The organism is Pseudomonas sp. AC247 (assembly GCF_979258015.1).
On sequence record NZ_OZ409829.1, the window covers coordinates 1,751,477 to 1,766,872 of the forward strand.

At 60.1% G+C, this 15,396-nt stretch carries 17 protein-coding genes; 7 read left to right on the forward strand and 10 right to left on the reverse strand.

Going from position 1 to position 15,396, the window contains the following annotated elements:
- Positions 1 to 6: 6 nt before the first annotated feature.
- On the reverse strand, positions 7 to 966 hold the full coding sequence (trxB, locus tag ACZZ0B_RS08050; RefSeq protein ID WP_463544803.1) for a thioredoxin-disulfide reductase: 960 nt from the start codon (positions 964 to 966) through the stop codon (positions 7 to 9).
- Between the two features lie 297 nt (positions 967 to 1,263).
- Here trxB and ACZZ0B_RS08055 point away from each other — a divergent pair, with 297 nt between their 5' ends.
- The 6 genes from ACZZ0B_RS08055 to cysG all read left to right on the forward strand — a co-directional run bounded on the left by ACZZ0B_RS08055 (position 1,264) and on the right by cysG (position 8,942).
- On the forward strand, positions 1,264 to 3,672 hold the full coding sequence (locus ACZZ0B_RS08055; protein WP_081500545.1) for a DNA translocase FtsK: 2,409 nt from the start codon (positions 1,264 to 1,266) through the stop codon (positions 3,670 to 3,672).
- 67 nt (positions 3,673 to 3,739) lie between these two features.
- Positions 3,740 to 4,360: an outer membrane lipoprotein periplasmic chaperone LolA gene (gene lolA / locus ACZZ0B_RS08060; protein WP_008087013.1), complete on the forward strand. Its 621-nt coding sequence runs from the start codon at positions 3,740 to 3,742 to the stop codon at positions 4,358 to 4,360.
- A gap of 194 nt (positions 4,361 to 4,554) precedes the next feature.
- Entirely contained in the window at positions 4,555 to 5,877 is a 1,323-nt protein-coding gene (locus tag ACZZ0B_RS08065) for a replication-associated recombination protein A (RefSeq protein ID WP_463544804.1), read from the forward strand.
- Complete coding sequence (crcB, locus tag ACZZ0B_RS08070) at positions 5,877 to 6,251, forward strand: fluoride efflux transporter CrcB (RefSeq protein WP_008086563.1); 375 nt, start codon at positions 5,877 to 5,879, stop codon at positions 6,249 to 6,251. The genes ACZZ0B_RS08065 and crcB overlap by 1 nt, the downstream gene beginning before the upstream one ends.
- A gap of 15 nt (positions 6,252 to 6,266) precedes the next feature.
- Positions 6,267 to 7,547: a serine--tRNA ligase gene (gene serS / locus ACZZ0B_RS08075; protein WP_008086564.1), complete on the forward strand. Its 1,281-nt coding sequence runs from the start codon at positions 6,267 to 6,269 to the stop codon at positions 7,545 to 7,547.
- Positions 7,548 to 8,942: a siroheme synthase CysG gene (gene cysG, locus ACZZ0B_RS08080; protein WP_463544805.1), complete on the forward strand. Its 1,395-nt coding sequence runs from the start codon at positions 7,548 to 7,550 to the stop codon at positions 8,940 to 8,942.
- Between the two features lie 132 nt (positions 8,943 to 9,074).
- On the opposite strand, the gene ACZZ0B_RS08085 is transcribed toward cysG, so the two are convergent.
- The 8 genes from ACZZ0B_RS08085 to ACZZ0B_RS08120 all read right to left on the reverse strand — a co-directional run bounded on the left by ACZZ0B_RS08085 (position 9,075) and on the right by ACZZ0B_RS08120 (position 14,240).
- On the reverse strand, positions 9,075 to 10,076 hold the full coding sequence (locus ACZZ0B_RS08085) for a glutathione S-transferase family protein (RefSeq protein WP_463544806.1): 1,002 nt from the start codon (positions 10,074 to 10,076) through the stop codon (positions 9,075 to 9,077).
- A 91-nt stretch (positions 10,077 to 10,167) separates the two neighbouring features.
- Positions 10,168 to 11,169 carry a glycosyl transferase family protein gene (locus tag ACZZ0B_RS08090; protein WP_440095479.1) on the reverse strand — a complete coding sequence of 334 codons (1,002 nt, stop codon included), beginning with the start codon at positions 11,167 to 11,169 and terminating at the stop codon, positions 10,168 to 10,170.
- Positions 11,166 to 11,501 carry a TusE/DsrC/DsvC family sulfur relay protein gene (locus ACZZ0B_RS08095; protein ID WP_463544807.1) on the reverse strand — a complete coding sequence of 112 codons (336 nt, stop codon included), beginning with the start codon at positions 11,499 to 11,501 and terminating at the stop codon, positions 11,166 to 11,168. The genes ACZZ0B_RS08090 and ACZZ0B_RS08095 overlap by 4 nt, the downstream gene beginning before the upstream one ends.
- Positions 11,498 to 11,791: a sulfurtransferase complex subunit TusB gene (gene tusB / locus ACZZ0B_RS08100; protein WP_008086575.1), complete on the reverse strand. Its 294-nt coding sequence runs from the start codon at positions 11,789 to 11,791 to the stop codon at positions 11,498 to 11,500. The genes ACZZ0B_RS08095 and tusB overlap by 4 nt, the downstream gene beginning before the upstream one ends.
- Positions 11,791 to 12,147 carry a sulfurtransferase complex subunit TusC gene (gene tusC / locus ACZZ0B_RS08105; RefSeq protein ID WP_008086577.1) on the reverse strand — a complete coding sequence of 119 codons (357 nt, stop codon included), beginning with the start codon at positions 12,145 to 12,147 and terminating at the stop codon, positions 11,791 to 11,793. The genes tusB and tusC overlap by 1 nt, the downstream gene beginning before the upstream one ends.
- Position 12,148: 1 nt before the next feature.
- Positions 12,149 to 12,541, reverse strand: a complete 393-nt coding sequence (gene tusD / locus ACZZ0B_RS08110) for a sulfurtransferase complex subunit TusD (RefSeq protein ID WP_008086579.1) — start codon at positions 12,539 to 12,541, stop codon at positions 12,149 to 12,151.
- Positions 12,542 to 13,180: 639 nt separating this feature from the next.
- On the reverse strand, positions 13,181 to 13,885 hold the full coding sequence (locus tag ACZZ0B_RS08115) for a YoaK family protein (RefSeq protein WP_158835202.1): 705 nt from the start codon (positions 13,883 to 13,885) through the stop codon (positions 13,181 to 13,183).
- 25 nt (positions 13,886 to 13,910) lie between these two features.
- Entirely contained in the window at positions 13,911 to 14,240 is a 330-nt protein-coding gene (locus ACZZ0B_RS08120) for a DUF6388 family protein (protein WP_008086863.1), read from the reverse strand.
- Between the two features lie 134 nt (positions 14,241 to 14,374).
- Here ACZZ0B_RS08120 and ACZZ0B_RS08125 point away from each other — a divergent pair, with 134 nt between their 5' ends.
- Positions 14,375 to 14,725: a hypothetical protein gene (locus ACZZ0B_RS08125; RefSeq protein WP_008086861.1), complete on the forward strand. Its 351-nt coding sequence runs from the start codon at positions 14,375 to 14,377 to the stop codon at positions 14,723 to 14,725.
- A gap of 110 nt (positions 14,726 to 14,835) precedes the next feature.
- Here ACZZ0B_RS08125 and ACZZ0B_RS08130 read toward each other — a convergent pair whose 3' ends face one another.
- A complete protein-coding gene (locus ACZZ0B_RS08130) occupies positions 14,836 to 15,261 on the reverse strand; it encodes a GNAT family N-acetyltransferase (RefSeq protein ID WP_463544808.1) in 426 nt (141 codons plus the stop codon).
- Positions 15,262 to 15,396 lie beyond the last annotated feature (135 nt).

Here is a 15,396-nt window from a genome sequence, read left to right on the forward strand (position 1 = left end):
GTGCCGTCAAATGACCGGAATGTCGTCTAGATACTTCTCGGCATCGAGTGCGGCCATGCAGCCGGCGCCGGCGGAGGTGACCGCTTGACGGTAAACATGGTCGGCAACGTCGCCGGCAGCAAACACCCCGGGGATCTCGGTGGACGTGGCGTCACCGTCGCTGCCACCCTTGACCCGCAAATAACCGTCATGCATCGACAACTGGCCCTGAAACAGGTCGGTATTGGGCTTGTGGCCGATCGCGATGAACACCCCGGCCAACGGTAGTTCGCGGGTTTCGCCGGTATGACTGTGACGCAGACGGGCGCCCGTGACGCCGCTGGCATCGCCCAACACCTCGTCGAGATTCTGGTTCCAATGCAAGCGCACATTGCCGTTGGCGGCTTTCTCAAAGAGCTTGTCCTGGAGGATTTTCTCCGAGCGCAGTTTGTCGCGACGGTGGATCAAGTGCACTTCCTTGGCGATGTTGGACAGGTACAGTGCTTCCTCGACGGCGGTGTTGCCACCGCCGACGACCGCGACCACCTGATTGCGGTAAAAGAAGCCATCACAGGTGGCGCAGGCGGAAACACCTTTGCCGGCAAAGGCTTCTTCCGAGGGCAGGCCCAGATACTGCGCCGAGGCGCCGGTGGCGATGATCAGCGCGTCGCAGGTGTAAGTGCCACTGTCGCCGATGAGTTCGAACGGGCGCTGTTGCAACTTGGCGGTGTGGATGTGGTCGTAAACGATCTCTGTGGCAAAGCGTTCGGCGTGTTTTTGCATGCGTTCCATCAGCACCGGCCCGGTCAGGCCTTCGACGTCACCGGGCCAGTTGTCGACTTCGACGGTGGTAGTGAGTTGACCGCCGGCCTGCAGGCCGGTAATCACCACGGGTTTGAGGTTGGCACGGGCGGCATACACGGCTGCGCTGTAACCGGCCGGGCCGGAGCCAAGAATGATCAAGCGTGAATGCTTCGCTACGTTCATCAAATACACCTCATAAGCCTTTGTCACAAAAGGTAATGCATGCTCAAATTGGCCCACAGGTTTTATGTGCTTGACTATGCTTTAGCCTCGGGTTTGAAGCATGGCATCGCACGTACAAACCCGTACAATGCCGGGCTGTTACAGAATGTTCGCGCTGTGCCGTGTTTTTAAAAGCCTCGGCGCAGTGTTAAAAGTAGTCTCAGTTGCGCTCGTTCACTTTGTTACCTGCCTGGATTGGGCAGTTTTTTATCGTCATTCAATAGATGGACGCGCCATTGGCGCAGGAAAAGTAGCGTTTTGAAGAAATCCACCGCAGCACCTAAAACAGTCGTTCCGCTCTGGCGCCAACAGTTGCACTACCGGCTCAAGGAAGGTGCATTGATCGCCATTGGCGCCTTGTGCCTGTTCCTGATGATGGCTTTGTTGACCTACGGCAAGGACGATCCGGGCTGGAGCCACAACAGCAAGATCGACGATGTGCAGAATTTCGGCGGCCCGGCCGGCTCCTACAGCGCCGACATCCTGTTCATGGTGCTCGGTTACTTCGCCTATATCTTCCCGTTGCTGCTGGCGATCAAGGCGTATCAGATCTTCCGCCAGCGCCACGAGCCGTGGCAGTGGAGCGGCTGGCTGTTCTCCTGGCGCCTGATCGGTCTGGTGTTTCTGGTGCTGTCGGGCGCTGCGCTGGCGCATATCCATTTTCATGCCGCGACGGGCTTGCCGGCCGGTGCCGGTGGCGCTTTGGGTGAAAGCCTCGGCGATCTGGCGAAGAACGCGCTGAATATCCAGGGCAGCACGCTGCTGTTCATCGCGCTGTTCCTGTTCGGCCTGACCGTGTTCACCGACCTGTCGTGGTTCAAGGTGATGGACATCACCGGCAAGATCACCCTCGACCTGTTCGAACTGTTTCAGGGCGCGCTGAATCGCTGGTGGTCGGCACGTACCGAACGCAAACAATTGGTCGCGCAACTGCGTGAAGTCGATGTCCGTGTGCATGATGTGGTTGCGCCGACGGTCACCGACAAGCGCGAGCAGGCCAAGGTCAAGGAACGCCTGATCGAGCGTGAGCAAGCCCTGAGCAAGCACATGTCCGACCGCGAGAAGCAGGTGCCGCCGGTCATCGCCCCAGCCCCGGTCAAGGCGCCGGAGCCGAGCAAGCGTGTGCAGAAAGAGAAACAGGCGCCGTTGTTCGTCGACAGCGCCGTCGAAGGCACCTTGCCGCCGATCTCGATCCTCGACCCTGCGGAAAAGAAACAACTCAATTATTCGCCGGAATCCCTGGCAGCGGTCGGCCACTTGCTGGAGATCAAGCTCAAGGAGTTCGGTGTCGAGGTCACGGTGGACTCGATCCATCCGGGCCCGGTGATTACCCGTTACGAAATTCAGCCTGCCGCCGGCGTCAAAGTCAGCCGCATCGCCAACCTGGCGAAAGACCTCGCGCGTTCGCTGGCGGTGACCAGCGTGCGGGTGGTCGAGGTGATTCCGGGCAAGACCACGGTCGGTATCGAGATTCCCAACGAAGACCGGCAGATCGTGCGCTTCTCCGAAGTGCTGTCGACGCCTGAGTACGACAACTTCAAATCGCCGGTCACCCTGGCGCTCGGTCATGACATCGGCGGCAAACCGGTCATCACCGACCTGGCGAAGATGCCGCACTTGCTGGTGGCCGGTACCACCGGTTCCGGTAAGTCGGTGGGCGTGAACGCGATGATCCTGTCGATCCTGTTCAAGTCCGGCCCGGAAGACGCCAAGCTGATCATGATCGACCCGAAAATGCTGGAATTGTCGATCTACGAAGGCATTCCGCACCTGCTGTGCCCGGTCGTCACCGACATGAAAGACGCCGCCAACGCCCTGCGCTGGAGCGTTGCCGAGATGGAGCGCCGCTACAAGCTGATGGCGAAAATGGGCGTGCGTAACCTGTCTGGCTTCAACGCCAAGGTCAAGGAAGCGCAGGACGCCGGCGAGCCGTTGAGCGATCCGCTGTACAAGCGCGAAAGCATTCACGACGAAGCGCCGCTGTTGCAGAAGCTGCCGACCATCGTGGTAGTCGTCGACGAATTCGCCGACATGATGATGATCGTCGGCAAGAAGGTTGAAGAGCTCATCGCCCGTATTGCGCAGAAGGCGCGTGCGGCGGGTATTCACTTGATCCTCGCCACTCAGCGACCCTCGGTGGACGTGATCACCGGTCTGATCAAAGCGAACATCCCGACGCGTATGGCGTTCCAGGTGTCGAGCAAGATCGACTCGCGGACCATCATCGATCAGGGTGGCGCCGAACAACTGCTTGGCCACGGTGACATGCTCTACATGCCGCCGGGCACCAGCCTGCCGATCCGGGTTCACGGCGCGTTCGTTTCCGACGAAGAGGTTCACCGTGTGGTTGAAGCGTGGAAACTGCGCGGCGCCCCCGAGTACAACGACGACATCCTCAATGGTGTCGAAGAAGCCGGCAGCGGCTTTGAAGGCAGCAGCGGTGGCGGCGATGGCGATGATCCGGAAACGGATGCGCTGTACGACGAAGCCGTACAGTTCGTGCTGGAAAGCCGTCGTGCCTCGATTTCTGCCGTTCAGCGCAAGCTGAAAATCGGCTACAACCGCGCCGCACGGATGATCGAAGCCATGGAAATGGCCGGGGTCGTCACGTCGATGAACACCAACGGTTCGCGTGAAGTGCTGGCCCCGGGCCCGGTACGCGACTGATCCAAAAAGCAAGAGGCGGGACAATGATGTGCCGCCGCTCTCCCAACGAGTATTCAAGAGGACTCCCATGCGTCTTATCCGCATGCTGCTGCCAGTATTGGCTTTGACCACACTCACGGCCCACGCCGATGACAAGGACGTGGCTCGTTTGACCCAATTGCTGGAAACTTCCAAGACCCTGAGCGCGAACTTCTCGCAGCTGACCCTCGACGGCAGCGGTACGCAGTTGCAGGAAACCACCGGCGACATGACCCTGCAGCGTCCGGGCCTGTTCTACTGGCACACCAACGCGCCGGCCGAGCAGACCATGGTGTCTGATGGCAAGAAAGTCACCCTGTGGGACCCGGATCTGGAACAGGCGACCATCAAGAAGCTCGACGAGCGTCTGACCCAGACCCCGGCGCTGCTGCTGTCCGGTGATGTGTCAAAAATCAGCCAGAGCTTCGACATCAGCGCGAAAGAGGCGGGCGGCGTGATCGACTTCACCCTCAAGCCGAAAACCAAGGACACCCTGTTCGACAACCTGCGTCTGTCGTTCCGCAATGGTCTGCTCAATGACATGCAACTGATCGACAGCGTCGGCCAGCGCACCAACATCCTGTTCACCGGGGTCAAGGCTAACGAGCCGGTGCCGGCGTCCAAGTTCAAGTTCGACATCCCCAAGGGTGCGGACGTGATCCAGGAATAAACCCAGGCCCCTTGTGCCGGGCCTTTGTGGTGAGGGCCTGCTATTGAGGGGCTATTGTGGCGAGGGGATTTATCCCCGTTCGGCTGCGCAGCAGTCGTCGATTTTGGGGCAGCTTCGCAGCCCAACGGGGATAAATCCCCTCGCCACACGGTTTCACACAGTATTCGAAAAATTCGAGGTTTCAACGCTACGTGATGGATCTGTTTCGCAGTGCACCGATTGCCCAGCCACTGGCCGCGCGTTTGCGCGCGACCAATCTGGATGAGTACGTCGGTCAGGAGCACGTGCTCGCTCGCGGCAAGCCTCTGCGTGAGGCGCTGGAGCAGGGTGCCCTGCATTCGATGATTTTCTGGGGGCCGCCGGGCGTGGGTAAAACCACCCTGGCGCGGTTGCTCGCGGAAGTCTCGGACGCGCATTTCGAAACGGTCTCGGCGGTGCTCGCCGGGGTCAAAGAGATCCGTCAGGCGGTTGAAATCGCCAAGCAACAGGCTGGCCAATACGGCAAACGCACAATTCTGTTCGTCGATGAAGTTCACCGTTTCAACAAGTCGCAGCAGGACGCGTTCCTGCCGTACGTTGAAGACGGCACGCTGATCTTCATCGGCGCCACCACCGAAAACCCCTCATTCGAACTCAACAACGCCTTGTTGTCGCGCGCCCGTGTCTACGTGCTGAAAAGCCTCGACGAAGCGGCGCTGCGCAAACTGGTGCACCGCGCGCTCACCGAAGAGCGCGGCCTGGGCAAGCGCAATCTGACCCTCAGCGATGAGGGCTTTCAGATGCTGCTCTCGGCGGCCGATGGCGATGGTCGACGGTTGCTCAATCTGCTGGAAAACGCTTCCGATCTGGCCGACGACAACAGCGAGATGGGCATTGATCTGCTGCAGAGTCTGCTCGGCGATACGCGTCGGCGCTTCGACAAGGGCGGCGAAGCGTTCTACGACCAGATATCGGCACTGCACAAATCAGTGCGTGGCTCCAACCCTGACGGCGCGTTGTACTGGTTCGCGCGGATGATCGACGGCGGTTGCGATCCGCTGTACCTCGCGCGACGCGTGGTGCGCATGGCTAGCGAAGACATCGGTAACGCCGACCCGCGCGCCCTGAGCCTGTGCCTCGCCGCGTGGGAAGTGCAGGAACGCCTCGGCAGTCCGGAAGGTGAGTTGGCGGTGGCGCAAGCCATTACCTATCTGGCCTGCGCGCCGAAAAGCAACGCGGTGTACATGGGCTTCAAAACCGCCCTGCGTGCCGCCACCGAGCACGGTTCGCTGGAAGTGCCGCTGCACTTGCGCAACGCTCCAACCAAACTGATGAAACAATTGGGTTATGGCGACGAATACCGCTACGCCCATGATGAACCGGACGCTTACGCCGCTGGCGAAGACTATTTTCCGGAAGAACTCGAGCCGATCCCGTTCTACCAACCGGTGCCGCGCGGCCTGGAGTTGAAGATCGGCGAGAAGCTCAACCACCTCGCCCAACTCGACCGTTTAAGCCCTCGGCAGCGGAGAAAATAGTGCTTCCATTGATCATTGCGGTGTCTGCCGGCGGCGTTGCTGGCACTTTGTTGCGCTTCGCTACTGGCAATTGGATCACTGCCAATTGGCCGCGGCACTTCTATACCGCGACGCTGGCCGTTAATATCGTGGGCTGCCTGCTGATTGGCGTGTTGTACGGCCTGTTTTTGATACGCCCGGAAGTGCCGATCGAGGTGCGTGCCGGGTTGATGGTCGGCTTCCTCGGGGGGCTGACGACTTTTTCATCCTTTTCACTGGATACGGTGCGCCTGCTGGAAAGCGGGCAAGTGCCGCTGGCCCTGGGCTATGCGGCACTCAGCGTATTCGGCGGGCTGCTCGCGACGTGGGCTGGCCTGTCTTTGACCAAACTTTGATAACGAGAAACCGACATGCTCGATTCCAAACTGTTACGTAGCAACCTCCAGGACGTAGCGGACCGCCTGGCTTCCCGTGGCTTTGCCCTGGATACCGCGCGCATCGAAGCGCTGGAAGAACAGCGCAAGACCGTCCAGACCCGCACCGAAGCACTGCAGGCTGAGCGTAACGCGCGTTCCAAATCCATCGGTCAGGCCAAGCAGCGCGGCGAAGACATCGCGCCGTTGATGGCGGACGTCGAGCGCATGGCGGGCGAATTGAGTGCCGGTAAAGTCGAGCTGGACGCAATCCAGACCGAACTGGACTCGATCGTGCTGGGTATTCCTAACCTGCCACACGAATCCGTGCCGGTCGGCAAAGACGAAGACGACAACGTTGAAGTGCGCCGCTGGGGCACCCCGGCTGCGTTCGATTTCGAAGTGAAAGACCACGTTGCCCTGGGCGAGAAGTTCGGCTGGCTGGACTTTGAAACCGCCGCCAAGCTGTCCGGCGCGCGTTTCGCTCTGCTGCGCGGCCCGATCGCCCGTCTGCACCGCGCACTGGCGCAGTTCATGATCAACCTGCACGTCAACGAGCACGGCTACGAAGAGGCCTACACGCCTTATCTGGTTCAGGCGCCGGCGCTGCAAGGCACCGGTCAACTGCCGAAGTTCGAAGAAGACCTGTTCAAGATCGCCCGCGAAGGCGAAGCCGATCTGTACCTGATCCCGACCGCCGAAGTGTCGCTGACCAACATCGTTGCCGGTGAAATCGTCGATTCGAAACTGCTGCCGATCAAGTTCGTCGCCCACACCCCGTGCTTCCGCAGTGAAGCCGGCGCGTCGGGTCGCGACACCCGCGGCATGATCCGTCAGCACCAGTTCGACAAAGTTGAAATGGTCCAGATCGTTGAGCCATCGACCTCGATGGAAGCACTGGAAGGCCTGACCGCCAACGCTGAAAAAGTCCTGCAACTGCTCGGTCTGCCTTACCGCACCCTGGCGCTGTGCACCGGCGACATGGGCTTCAGCGCGGTCAAGACTTACGACCTCGAAGTGTGGATCCCGAGCCAGGACAAGTACCGCGAGATTTCGTCGTGCTCGAACTGCGGCGACTTCCAGGCCCGTCGTATGCAAGCGCGTTTCCGCAACCCGGAAACCGGCAAACCTGAGCTGGTGCACACCTTGAACGGTTCCGGTCTGGCTGTAGGTCGTACCCTGGTTGCCGTGCTGGAAAACTACCAGCAGGCCGACGGTTCGATCCGTGTGCCGGACGTGCTGAAGCCGTACATGGGTGGCCTTGAGGTCATCGGCTAAATGAAATATCTGCCGCTGTTTCACAACCTGCGCGGCAGTCGTGTGTTGGTCGTCGGTGGGGGGGAAATTGCCTTGCGCAAATCCCGCCTGCTGGCCGATGCCGGTGCGCTGCTGCGGGTGGTCGCACCTGAAATCGAAACGCAACTGCGTGAACTGGTCGTCGCCTCTGGCGGCGAATGCCTGTTACGCGGTTACGTTGAAGCGGATCTGGACGGTTGCGGGCTGATCATCGCCGCCACCGACGACGAAACGCTGAACGCACAAGTTTCCACCGATGCTCACAAGCGTTGCGTGCCGGTCAACGTGGTCGATGCGCCTGCCTTGTGCAGCGTGATCTTCCCGGCGATCGTCGACCGTTCGCCATTGATCATTGCGGTGTCCAGCGGTGGCGATGCGCCGGTGCTGGCGCGCTTGATTCGCGCCAAGATCGAAACCTGGATTCCCTCGACTTACGGCCAATTGGCCGGGCTCGCCGCACGTTTCCGTAATCAGGTGAAAAGCCTGTTTCCGGATGTGCAGCAGCGTCGTGGTTTCTGGGAAGACGTATTTCAGGGGCCGATTGCCGATCGGCAACTGGCCGGGCAGGGCGCCGAAGCCGAACGTCTGTTGCAAGCCAAGATCGATGGCGAAGCGATGGTCACTACCGGTGAGGTTTATTTGGTCGGCGCTGGCCCGGGTGACCCGGATCTGCTGACCTTCAAGGCCTTGCGTCTGATGCAGCAAGCCGACGTGGTGCTGTATGACCGCTTGGTCGCGCCAGCGATTCTTGAGCTGTGCCGTCGCGATGCCGAACGTGTGTATGTCGGCAAGCGTCGCGCCGATCACGCCGTGCCGCAGGATCAGATCAACCAGCAACTGGTCGATCTGGCCAAGGCCGGCAAGCGTGTGGTGCGGTTGAAGGGTGGTGATCCGTTCATCTTCGGCCGTGGCGGCGAAGAGATCGAAGAACTGGCGGCCCACGGCATCCCCTTCCAGGTGGTTCCGGGTATTACCGCAGCCAGCGGTTGCGCAGCGTATGCCGGGATTCCGCTGACCCATCGTGATTACGCGCAATCGGTGCGCTTTGTCACCGGGCATTTGAAGGACGGCTCCACCGATTTGCCATGGGTAGACCTTGTCGCCCCGGCGCAGACGCTGGTGTTCTACATGGGCCTGGTGGGGTTGCCGGTGATCTGCGAACAACTGATCAAGCACGGTCGTTCAGCGGATACCCCGGCGGCGTTGATTCAGCAGGGCACCACGGTCAATCAGCGAGTCTTTACCGGCACGCTGGCGGATCTGCCGCGATTGGTGGCGGAGCATGAAGTGCATGCGCCGACCTTGGTGATCGTTGGGGAAGTGGTGCAACTGCGCGAGAAACTGGCTTGGTTTGAAGGGGCTCAGGCGCAGGCCTGAGAACCGAGTTGACCCCATCGCTGGCAAGCCAGCTCCCACAGGTTTTGTGTTGAAGCTGCAATCTTCAGCATCACCAAAATCCCTGTGGGAGCTGGCTTGCCAGCGATGGGGCCCTCAAAAACAATACAAATCTCAACCCCGGCGCCAAACCCCTTTCCCAGCCAAACGCGCCCGATCATGGGCCACTGTGAAATCCTGCTCCGGCCCCTTCGGCACAACCCCCGTCGGGTTGATGGTCTTGTGGCTGCCGTAGTAGTGGTTCTTGATGTGCTGAAAATCCACAGTCTCGCCAATCCCCTGCATCTGATAGAGCTCACGCAACCAGTTTGACAGATTCGGGTAATCGGCAATCCGCCGCAGATTGCACTTGAAGTGCCCGTGATACACCGCGTCAAAACGAATCACCGTGGTGAACAGACGCACGTCCGCTTCCGTCAGGTATTCCCCGGTCAGATAGCGGTTGGCGCCTAACACGCGCTCCAAGTGATCGAGTTCGGCAAACACTTCATCGAACGCTTCTTCATAAGCCTGTTGCGACGTGGCAAAGCCTGCGCGATACACGCCGTTGTTCACGGCTGGATAAATCCGCTCGTTCAGCGCATCGATTTCACCGCGCAGCGGCGCCGGGTAGAAGTCCAGATCGTTGCCTGTCAAACCATCGAACGCGCTATTGAACATGCGGATGATCTCCGCCGATTCATTACTGACGATGCGCTTGAGTTTCTTGTCCCACAGCACCGGCACAGTGACGCGCCCGGTGTAGTCGGCGGTGTCAGCGGTGTAGCGCTGGTGCATGAATGCGAAATCATCGAGCTTGTCGCCGGTCGAGCCCAGCGCTTTGTCGAACGTCCAGCCGTTTTCCAGCATCAGCCAGCTTACGACGGAGACGTCGATCAGACTTTCCAGACCTTTGAGCTTGCGCAGGATCAGTGTGCGATGCGCCCATGGACAGGCGAGGGAAACGTAGAGGTGATAGCGTCCTGCCTCGGCGGCAAAACCACCTTCACCGCTGGGGCCGGGCTCGCCGTTGGCGGTGACCCAATTGCGGCGCTTGGCCTGTTCGCGCTGGAACGCGCCGTCCTTGCTGCTTTCATACCACTTGTCCTGCCAGTGGCCATCGACGAGTAAACCCATGATCAAGACTCCATAAACCGATAATCGTTGGAGTCGAGTCTATTCCGATGAGTTCGAACAAAAAGCGCAAAGATCGGGCGCGAATGATCGGTTAAATCGATTTGTTCCGTGCGGCCCAGTATTGCTCGGCGGTTTCGAAGGCCTGTTCACGGTTTTGTCCGAGGCCGCGCAAGGCCAGGGCCATGGTCGCAATCAGGGCCATTTGCGGATAGCTGTCGACCACGTCGCCGCGCCACACGGCCTTCAGGTGCTCGACATCCAGTGACGATGGTTTGACGTGACGCTGCGCCGACAGTTGCGGCCATTCTTCGTCCCAGCTCTCGCCACCCGTGGTGCCATAGAGGTGACTGTTAGCGTCGGGGTTGATCTCGATTTCGCCGCCATCACCCTTGACCACAATCGCTGTGTCGCCGAGCAATCCGCTGGCATCGCGGTGCACGGCCTGATAGCCGGGGTGAAAAATGCTCTGTAGCCCGCAGCGCGCGCCCAGCGGATTGAGAATCCGCGCCAGCGAATGGATCGGTGAACGCAGGCCCAGGGTGTTGCGCAGGTCGATCATGTTCTGCAACTGCGGCGCCCAGTCCACCAGCGGCATGAACGCCAGGCCACCATTGTCCAGCGCTGCACCGACCTGTTGCCAGTCGCGGCACAGCGGGATGTTCAATTCGCCGAGCAGTTGTTCGCTGTAGAGGCGCCCGGCGGTGTGCGCGCCGCCGCCGTGCATGAAGATGCGCAGGCCGTTCTGTGCCAGGCATTTGGCCGCCAGCAAATACCACGGCAGATGGCGTTTTTTGCCCGCATAGGTCGGCCAGTCCAGATCGACATTCAGCGCTGGCGCCTGCAAGCGTGCGCGCAGAGCCTCGGTGAATCCGGCCATTTCCTCTGCGCTTTCTTCCTTGTGTCGCAGCAACATCAGGAACGCACCGAGTTGGGTGTCCTCGACCTTGTCGTCGAGCACCATGCCCATGGCTTCCCGGGCTTCTTCGCGAGTGAGATCGCGCGCGCCGCGTTTGCCTTTGCCGAGGATTCGCACGAACTGGGCGAATGGATGTTCGGCAGGCGTTTCGAGGGTCAGCGCTGGAAAGTCGGTCATAAGCAATTCGTCGGTTTGGGCAGGCCCGCCAGTTTCGCGGCGAGTTTGGCGGGGGTGCCTTTGAACAGTCGGTTCAGGTGCAGGCTGTTGCCTTTTTCCGTGCCGAGTTTCAGCGCGGTGTACTTGATCAGCGGGCGTGTGGCCGGGGACAGTTGGAATTCTGCATAGAAGCTGCGCAGCAGTTCGAGGACTTCCCAGTGTTCAGGAGTCAACTCGATCTCTTCGGCAGCGGCGAGAGCGCTGGCGACATCGTGCGACCAATCGCTGAGATCGACGAGAAAGCCGTCCTTGTCCAGTTCGATGGCGCGGGCGCCGACGGTCATGGAATTCATAGCCAGCTGTTGACCTTGTCATGATGGATCGACAGTTCGACGAAGGCCGGGTAATCGATGGCTTCGGCCCAGTCCGGCACCTGCACGGCGCGCGCCTGTGCGTCTTCGCTGAGGACGAACAGTTTGATCTGGCGGCTTTGCAGCGCAGTGCACGGCGCGGTGCCCGCTTGCAACGCGTAGACCGCATCGCCGGACAGTAACAAGGCATCCGCGCTGCCGATGATGCGCAGGCAACTGCTCAGGCGATCATCGCCAAAAGGGGAATGAGACAACACATGCAAAGTCGACATCAGAGGGTGATCACCTGGTCGTAACGGTCAATAAGGGCGGTGATTTGCTCGGCAGCCAGCGGTTGCGCTTCGTCTAGCGATAGCTGTTCGAGGCCACGAGCGCTGGCGCTGTCGGCGCAGTAAAACAATTCTTCTACACCAAACATCGGCAGCGCTTGCAGGTTGGCGCTGAGGTCTTTTTGTTGCAGGGCTTTGGCGTTTTGCCCAGCGGCCAGTTGCAACACGCCGTCATCGAGAAACAGCAAACCGATCGGCAGATCGAAGGCGCCACCGGCCAGTACGATGTCCAGCGCTTCGCGGGCGCCGGGGCCGGACCATGGCGATTGGCGGCTGATGATCAACAGGGATTTGGCCATCTCATGCACCTCCGAAACAGATCAGGCGATCAGCGTCTTGCACGGCGTCATGCAATTGCCCAAGACCGGACAATTCCCATGGCTCACTGACGGAGACGGCGTCACGCTGATAGCGCTGGGCTTCTTCCGCGTTCAGCGCGCCACGGCGCAGGGCCGCGGCAATGCACACCACGCCGTCGAGCTTTTGCTCGGTGATGAAGCTGCGCCATTGCTTGGGCAAGTCCAGTTCATCCTGCGGGGTCACCACCGCGTCAGAGGCGTTATAGACGCCATCCTGATAGAAAAACAGCCGGACAATCTCATGCCCACCGGCCAGCGCAGCCTGCGCAAACAGCAGGGCGCGGCGCGAGGAGGGCGCATGGGCGGCGGAAAACAGCGCGATGGCGAACTTCATGACGGACTCGATCAGCAAAACTGTGGCCATGATAAAGCATTGCGCACAGCACCCGCGCCTGCTTTTCATGTAGGAGCTGCGGCACGCTGCGATCTTTTGACGTTGATTTTGCGGGGCAGAATCAAAAGATCGCAGCCTCGTTTCACTCGTCAGTTCCTACAGGGACACACAATCCCATGTAGGAGCTGCGGCACGCTGCGATCTTTTGACGTTGATTTTGCGGGGCAGGATCAAAAGATCGCAGCCTCGTTTCACTCGTCAGCTCCTACAGGGCAACACGATCTGCGGCACGCTGCGATCTTTTGATGTTGATTTTGCGGGGCAGGATCAAAAGATCGCAGCCTCGTTTCACTCGTCAGCTCCTACAGGGCAACACGATCTGCGGCACGCTGCGATCTTTTGATGTTGATTTTGCGGGGCAGGATCAAAAGATCGCAGCCTCGTTTTACTCGTCAGCTCCTACAGGGCGACACGATCTGCGGCACGCTGCGATCTTTTGATGTTGATTTTGCGGGGCAGGATCAAAAGATCGCAGCCTCGTTTTACTCGTCAGCTCCTACAGGGCGACACGATCTGGGGCACGCTGCGATCTTTTGATGTTGATTTTGCGGGGCAGAATCAAGAGATCGCAGTCTCGTGTTAGCGGGGCATGTAGCCGAGTTGCCAGCGGCGCGGGATTTTCAGGGAGAGCAACCCGATCAGCGCGGCCAGCAGACCGCTGACAAACATCGCCTTGAGTCCCAAGTGGTGTTCCAGCACCGCGCCCAGAATCGCGCCGATAAACATCCCGCTCCATGGCACCAGTTGCACCCGCCAGCCGCCGCGCCGTTCGCCCAGCAGCCATCGGCCCAGGCCACGGCCAAATCGCGACAAGGCGCCAGTGACATAGGTCAGCCCGACCGGTAAACCGTTCACTTCCTCAACCGACGCGTTGAGCATGCCCATGGCGACAATCGCCGCAAGCAACGCCGGCAATTGCGTGTCGTACGGCCAGGCGGCCGCTGCGCAGAGCAGGGTGGCGATGCACAGCAGGAGCGGCAACGCGCGTCGCCCGCCAAAGCGCGCAACGACAACGCCCAAGGCATTACCCAGCACAAAAGTGGCGACAAGAATCACCAGGCGCAAGGTCAGCCCGAGATCGCCATCACTGATCGCCACCGCCAGTCGGGTGGTGTTGCCGCTCATGAACGAGACGAAATCGCCGCTGGCCATAAAACCGATCGCATCGGTCATGCCGGCCAGTACCGACAGGCTGGCAACCAGCGCCAGACCCACACGCCCGCGCCATTTTTGCGTGTGCAGATGGCCGGGACTGGCGCGGTGAGTCGAGGCGGAGGGCAACATCAGTGACGGTATCCTTGCGCGGCGGTTAAGGTTCTATCCCATACAGGTCGCAATATTCCAGCCAGTCCATGCCGGCCATCTCTGCGACCTCGCGGTGCACCTCCCTGCGCTGCGCCTGATAGTCCTCAGGCGTCTCGGCGGTCAGTTGCAAAGTCAGCTCCCAGGCAAATAACCCGAGGTTTTCCGCCTCGGCCTCGAAGGCTTCATGCAGTCGCTCTTCGCGATATTGCGCCTGAGTTTCGCCTTTGGCCTGGGCCAGCAAGGGATTGAGATGGTCGAGACTTTCGCGCAGCTCGGGGCGTGCATCGAGAAACACTTTCAGGGCGTGTTCATGTCGCTGATCGGTAGGCGCCATGGGTTTTCCTTGTGAGGCTGATGACCTTAGGTTGCCGCAGCGGTGCGCGCGTGTCGCGCTATAAATTCAGTAAAGCAGAACGATTCTGGCCGCTGCGGTGATACAGTCCGCTTTTTTCTGAATGAGCGAATGCAATGCGAATGCTGATGGTAGCGCTGGCGGCAACGCTGCTGGCCGGTTGCGCGGGGTCGGTGATGAACGATGCTCGCACGCAAGCCCCTTACAAGGTTTTGACTTCGGACAAACCGGAGAAAGTCGTCGCGCAGTGCGTGCAGTTTGGCTGGCAGGACGAGGCAGTGTTCGGTGTGGACGCCGCAGCCTATCTGGAGCCACGCAAGCCGGCTGGCACCACGGTGTATACGCGTTCGGCCGAGTCGTTTGTCGACGTCATCACCGAGGCTTCGGGCACGACGCTGAATTACTACGCGCAGAAGGATGATTTTGTGGCCAAGCGGCGCTTGGCGGCGTTGGCCACCTGCCTCTGATCAGGCGTTAAAGCGGCTGTCGCCTTCGCGGGCAAGCCTTGCTTCTACAAGAATGGGTGAACGGCACATCCTTGTAGCAGAAAAGCTTGCTCGCGAAGGGGCCCTGACATTCAACCAATAAGTCGCTTCTGGAAAAAATGCCGCTTATGCCCCAGCGGATAATCGATAATCTCGCCGCATTCGCTGTACCCGACCTTCTTGTAAAACTCCGGCGCCTGAAATGAAAAGGTGTCGAGCCAGATCCCGACGCAATCGTTCTTGCGCGCAAAGTCCTCGGCCATTTGCATCAGCTGCGAACCGATGCCCTGACCGCGCCCCTCTTCCGGCACCGCCAGCAACTCAATGAACAACCAGCGATAAAACGTGTGGCCATACAGGCCGCCGAGAATCGCGTCGTGCTCATCGCGCACCAACAGCGCCAGTGGCTCCATCTTCGACGGCCCGGCCTTGGCGACATTGTGGGCGCGCAGCGGCGCGAGGATGGCGTTGCGTTGTTCTTCGTTGGGGGTTGCCGACAACTCGATGCGCAGGTTCATGCAGGACTTCCTTGTGGTCTGAGTCGCCAGCCTATCCTGCCCGGCGGTCGTGTTCCAAGCCCCTAAGAAAAACCGGTGGAACCGCTGTTCGCGCGCTGCGGTCTAGGCTTTACAGCGTCATTCCAGCACGCGGTT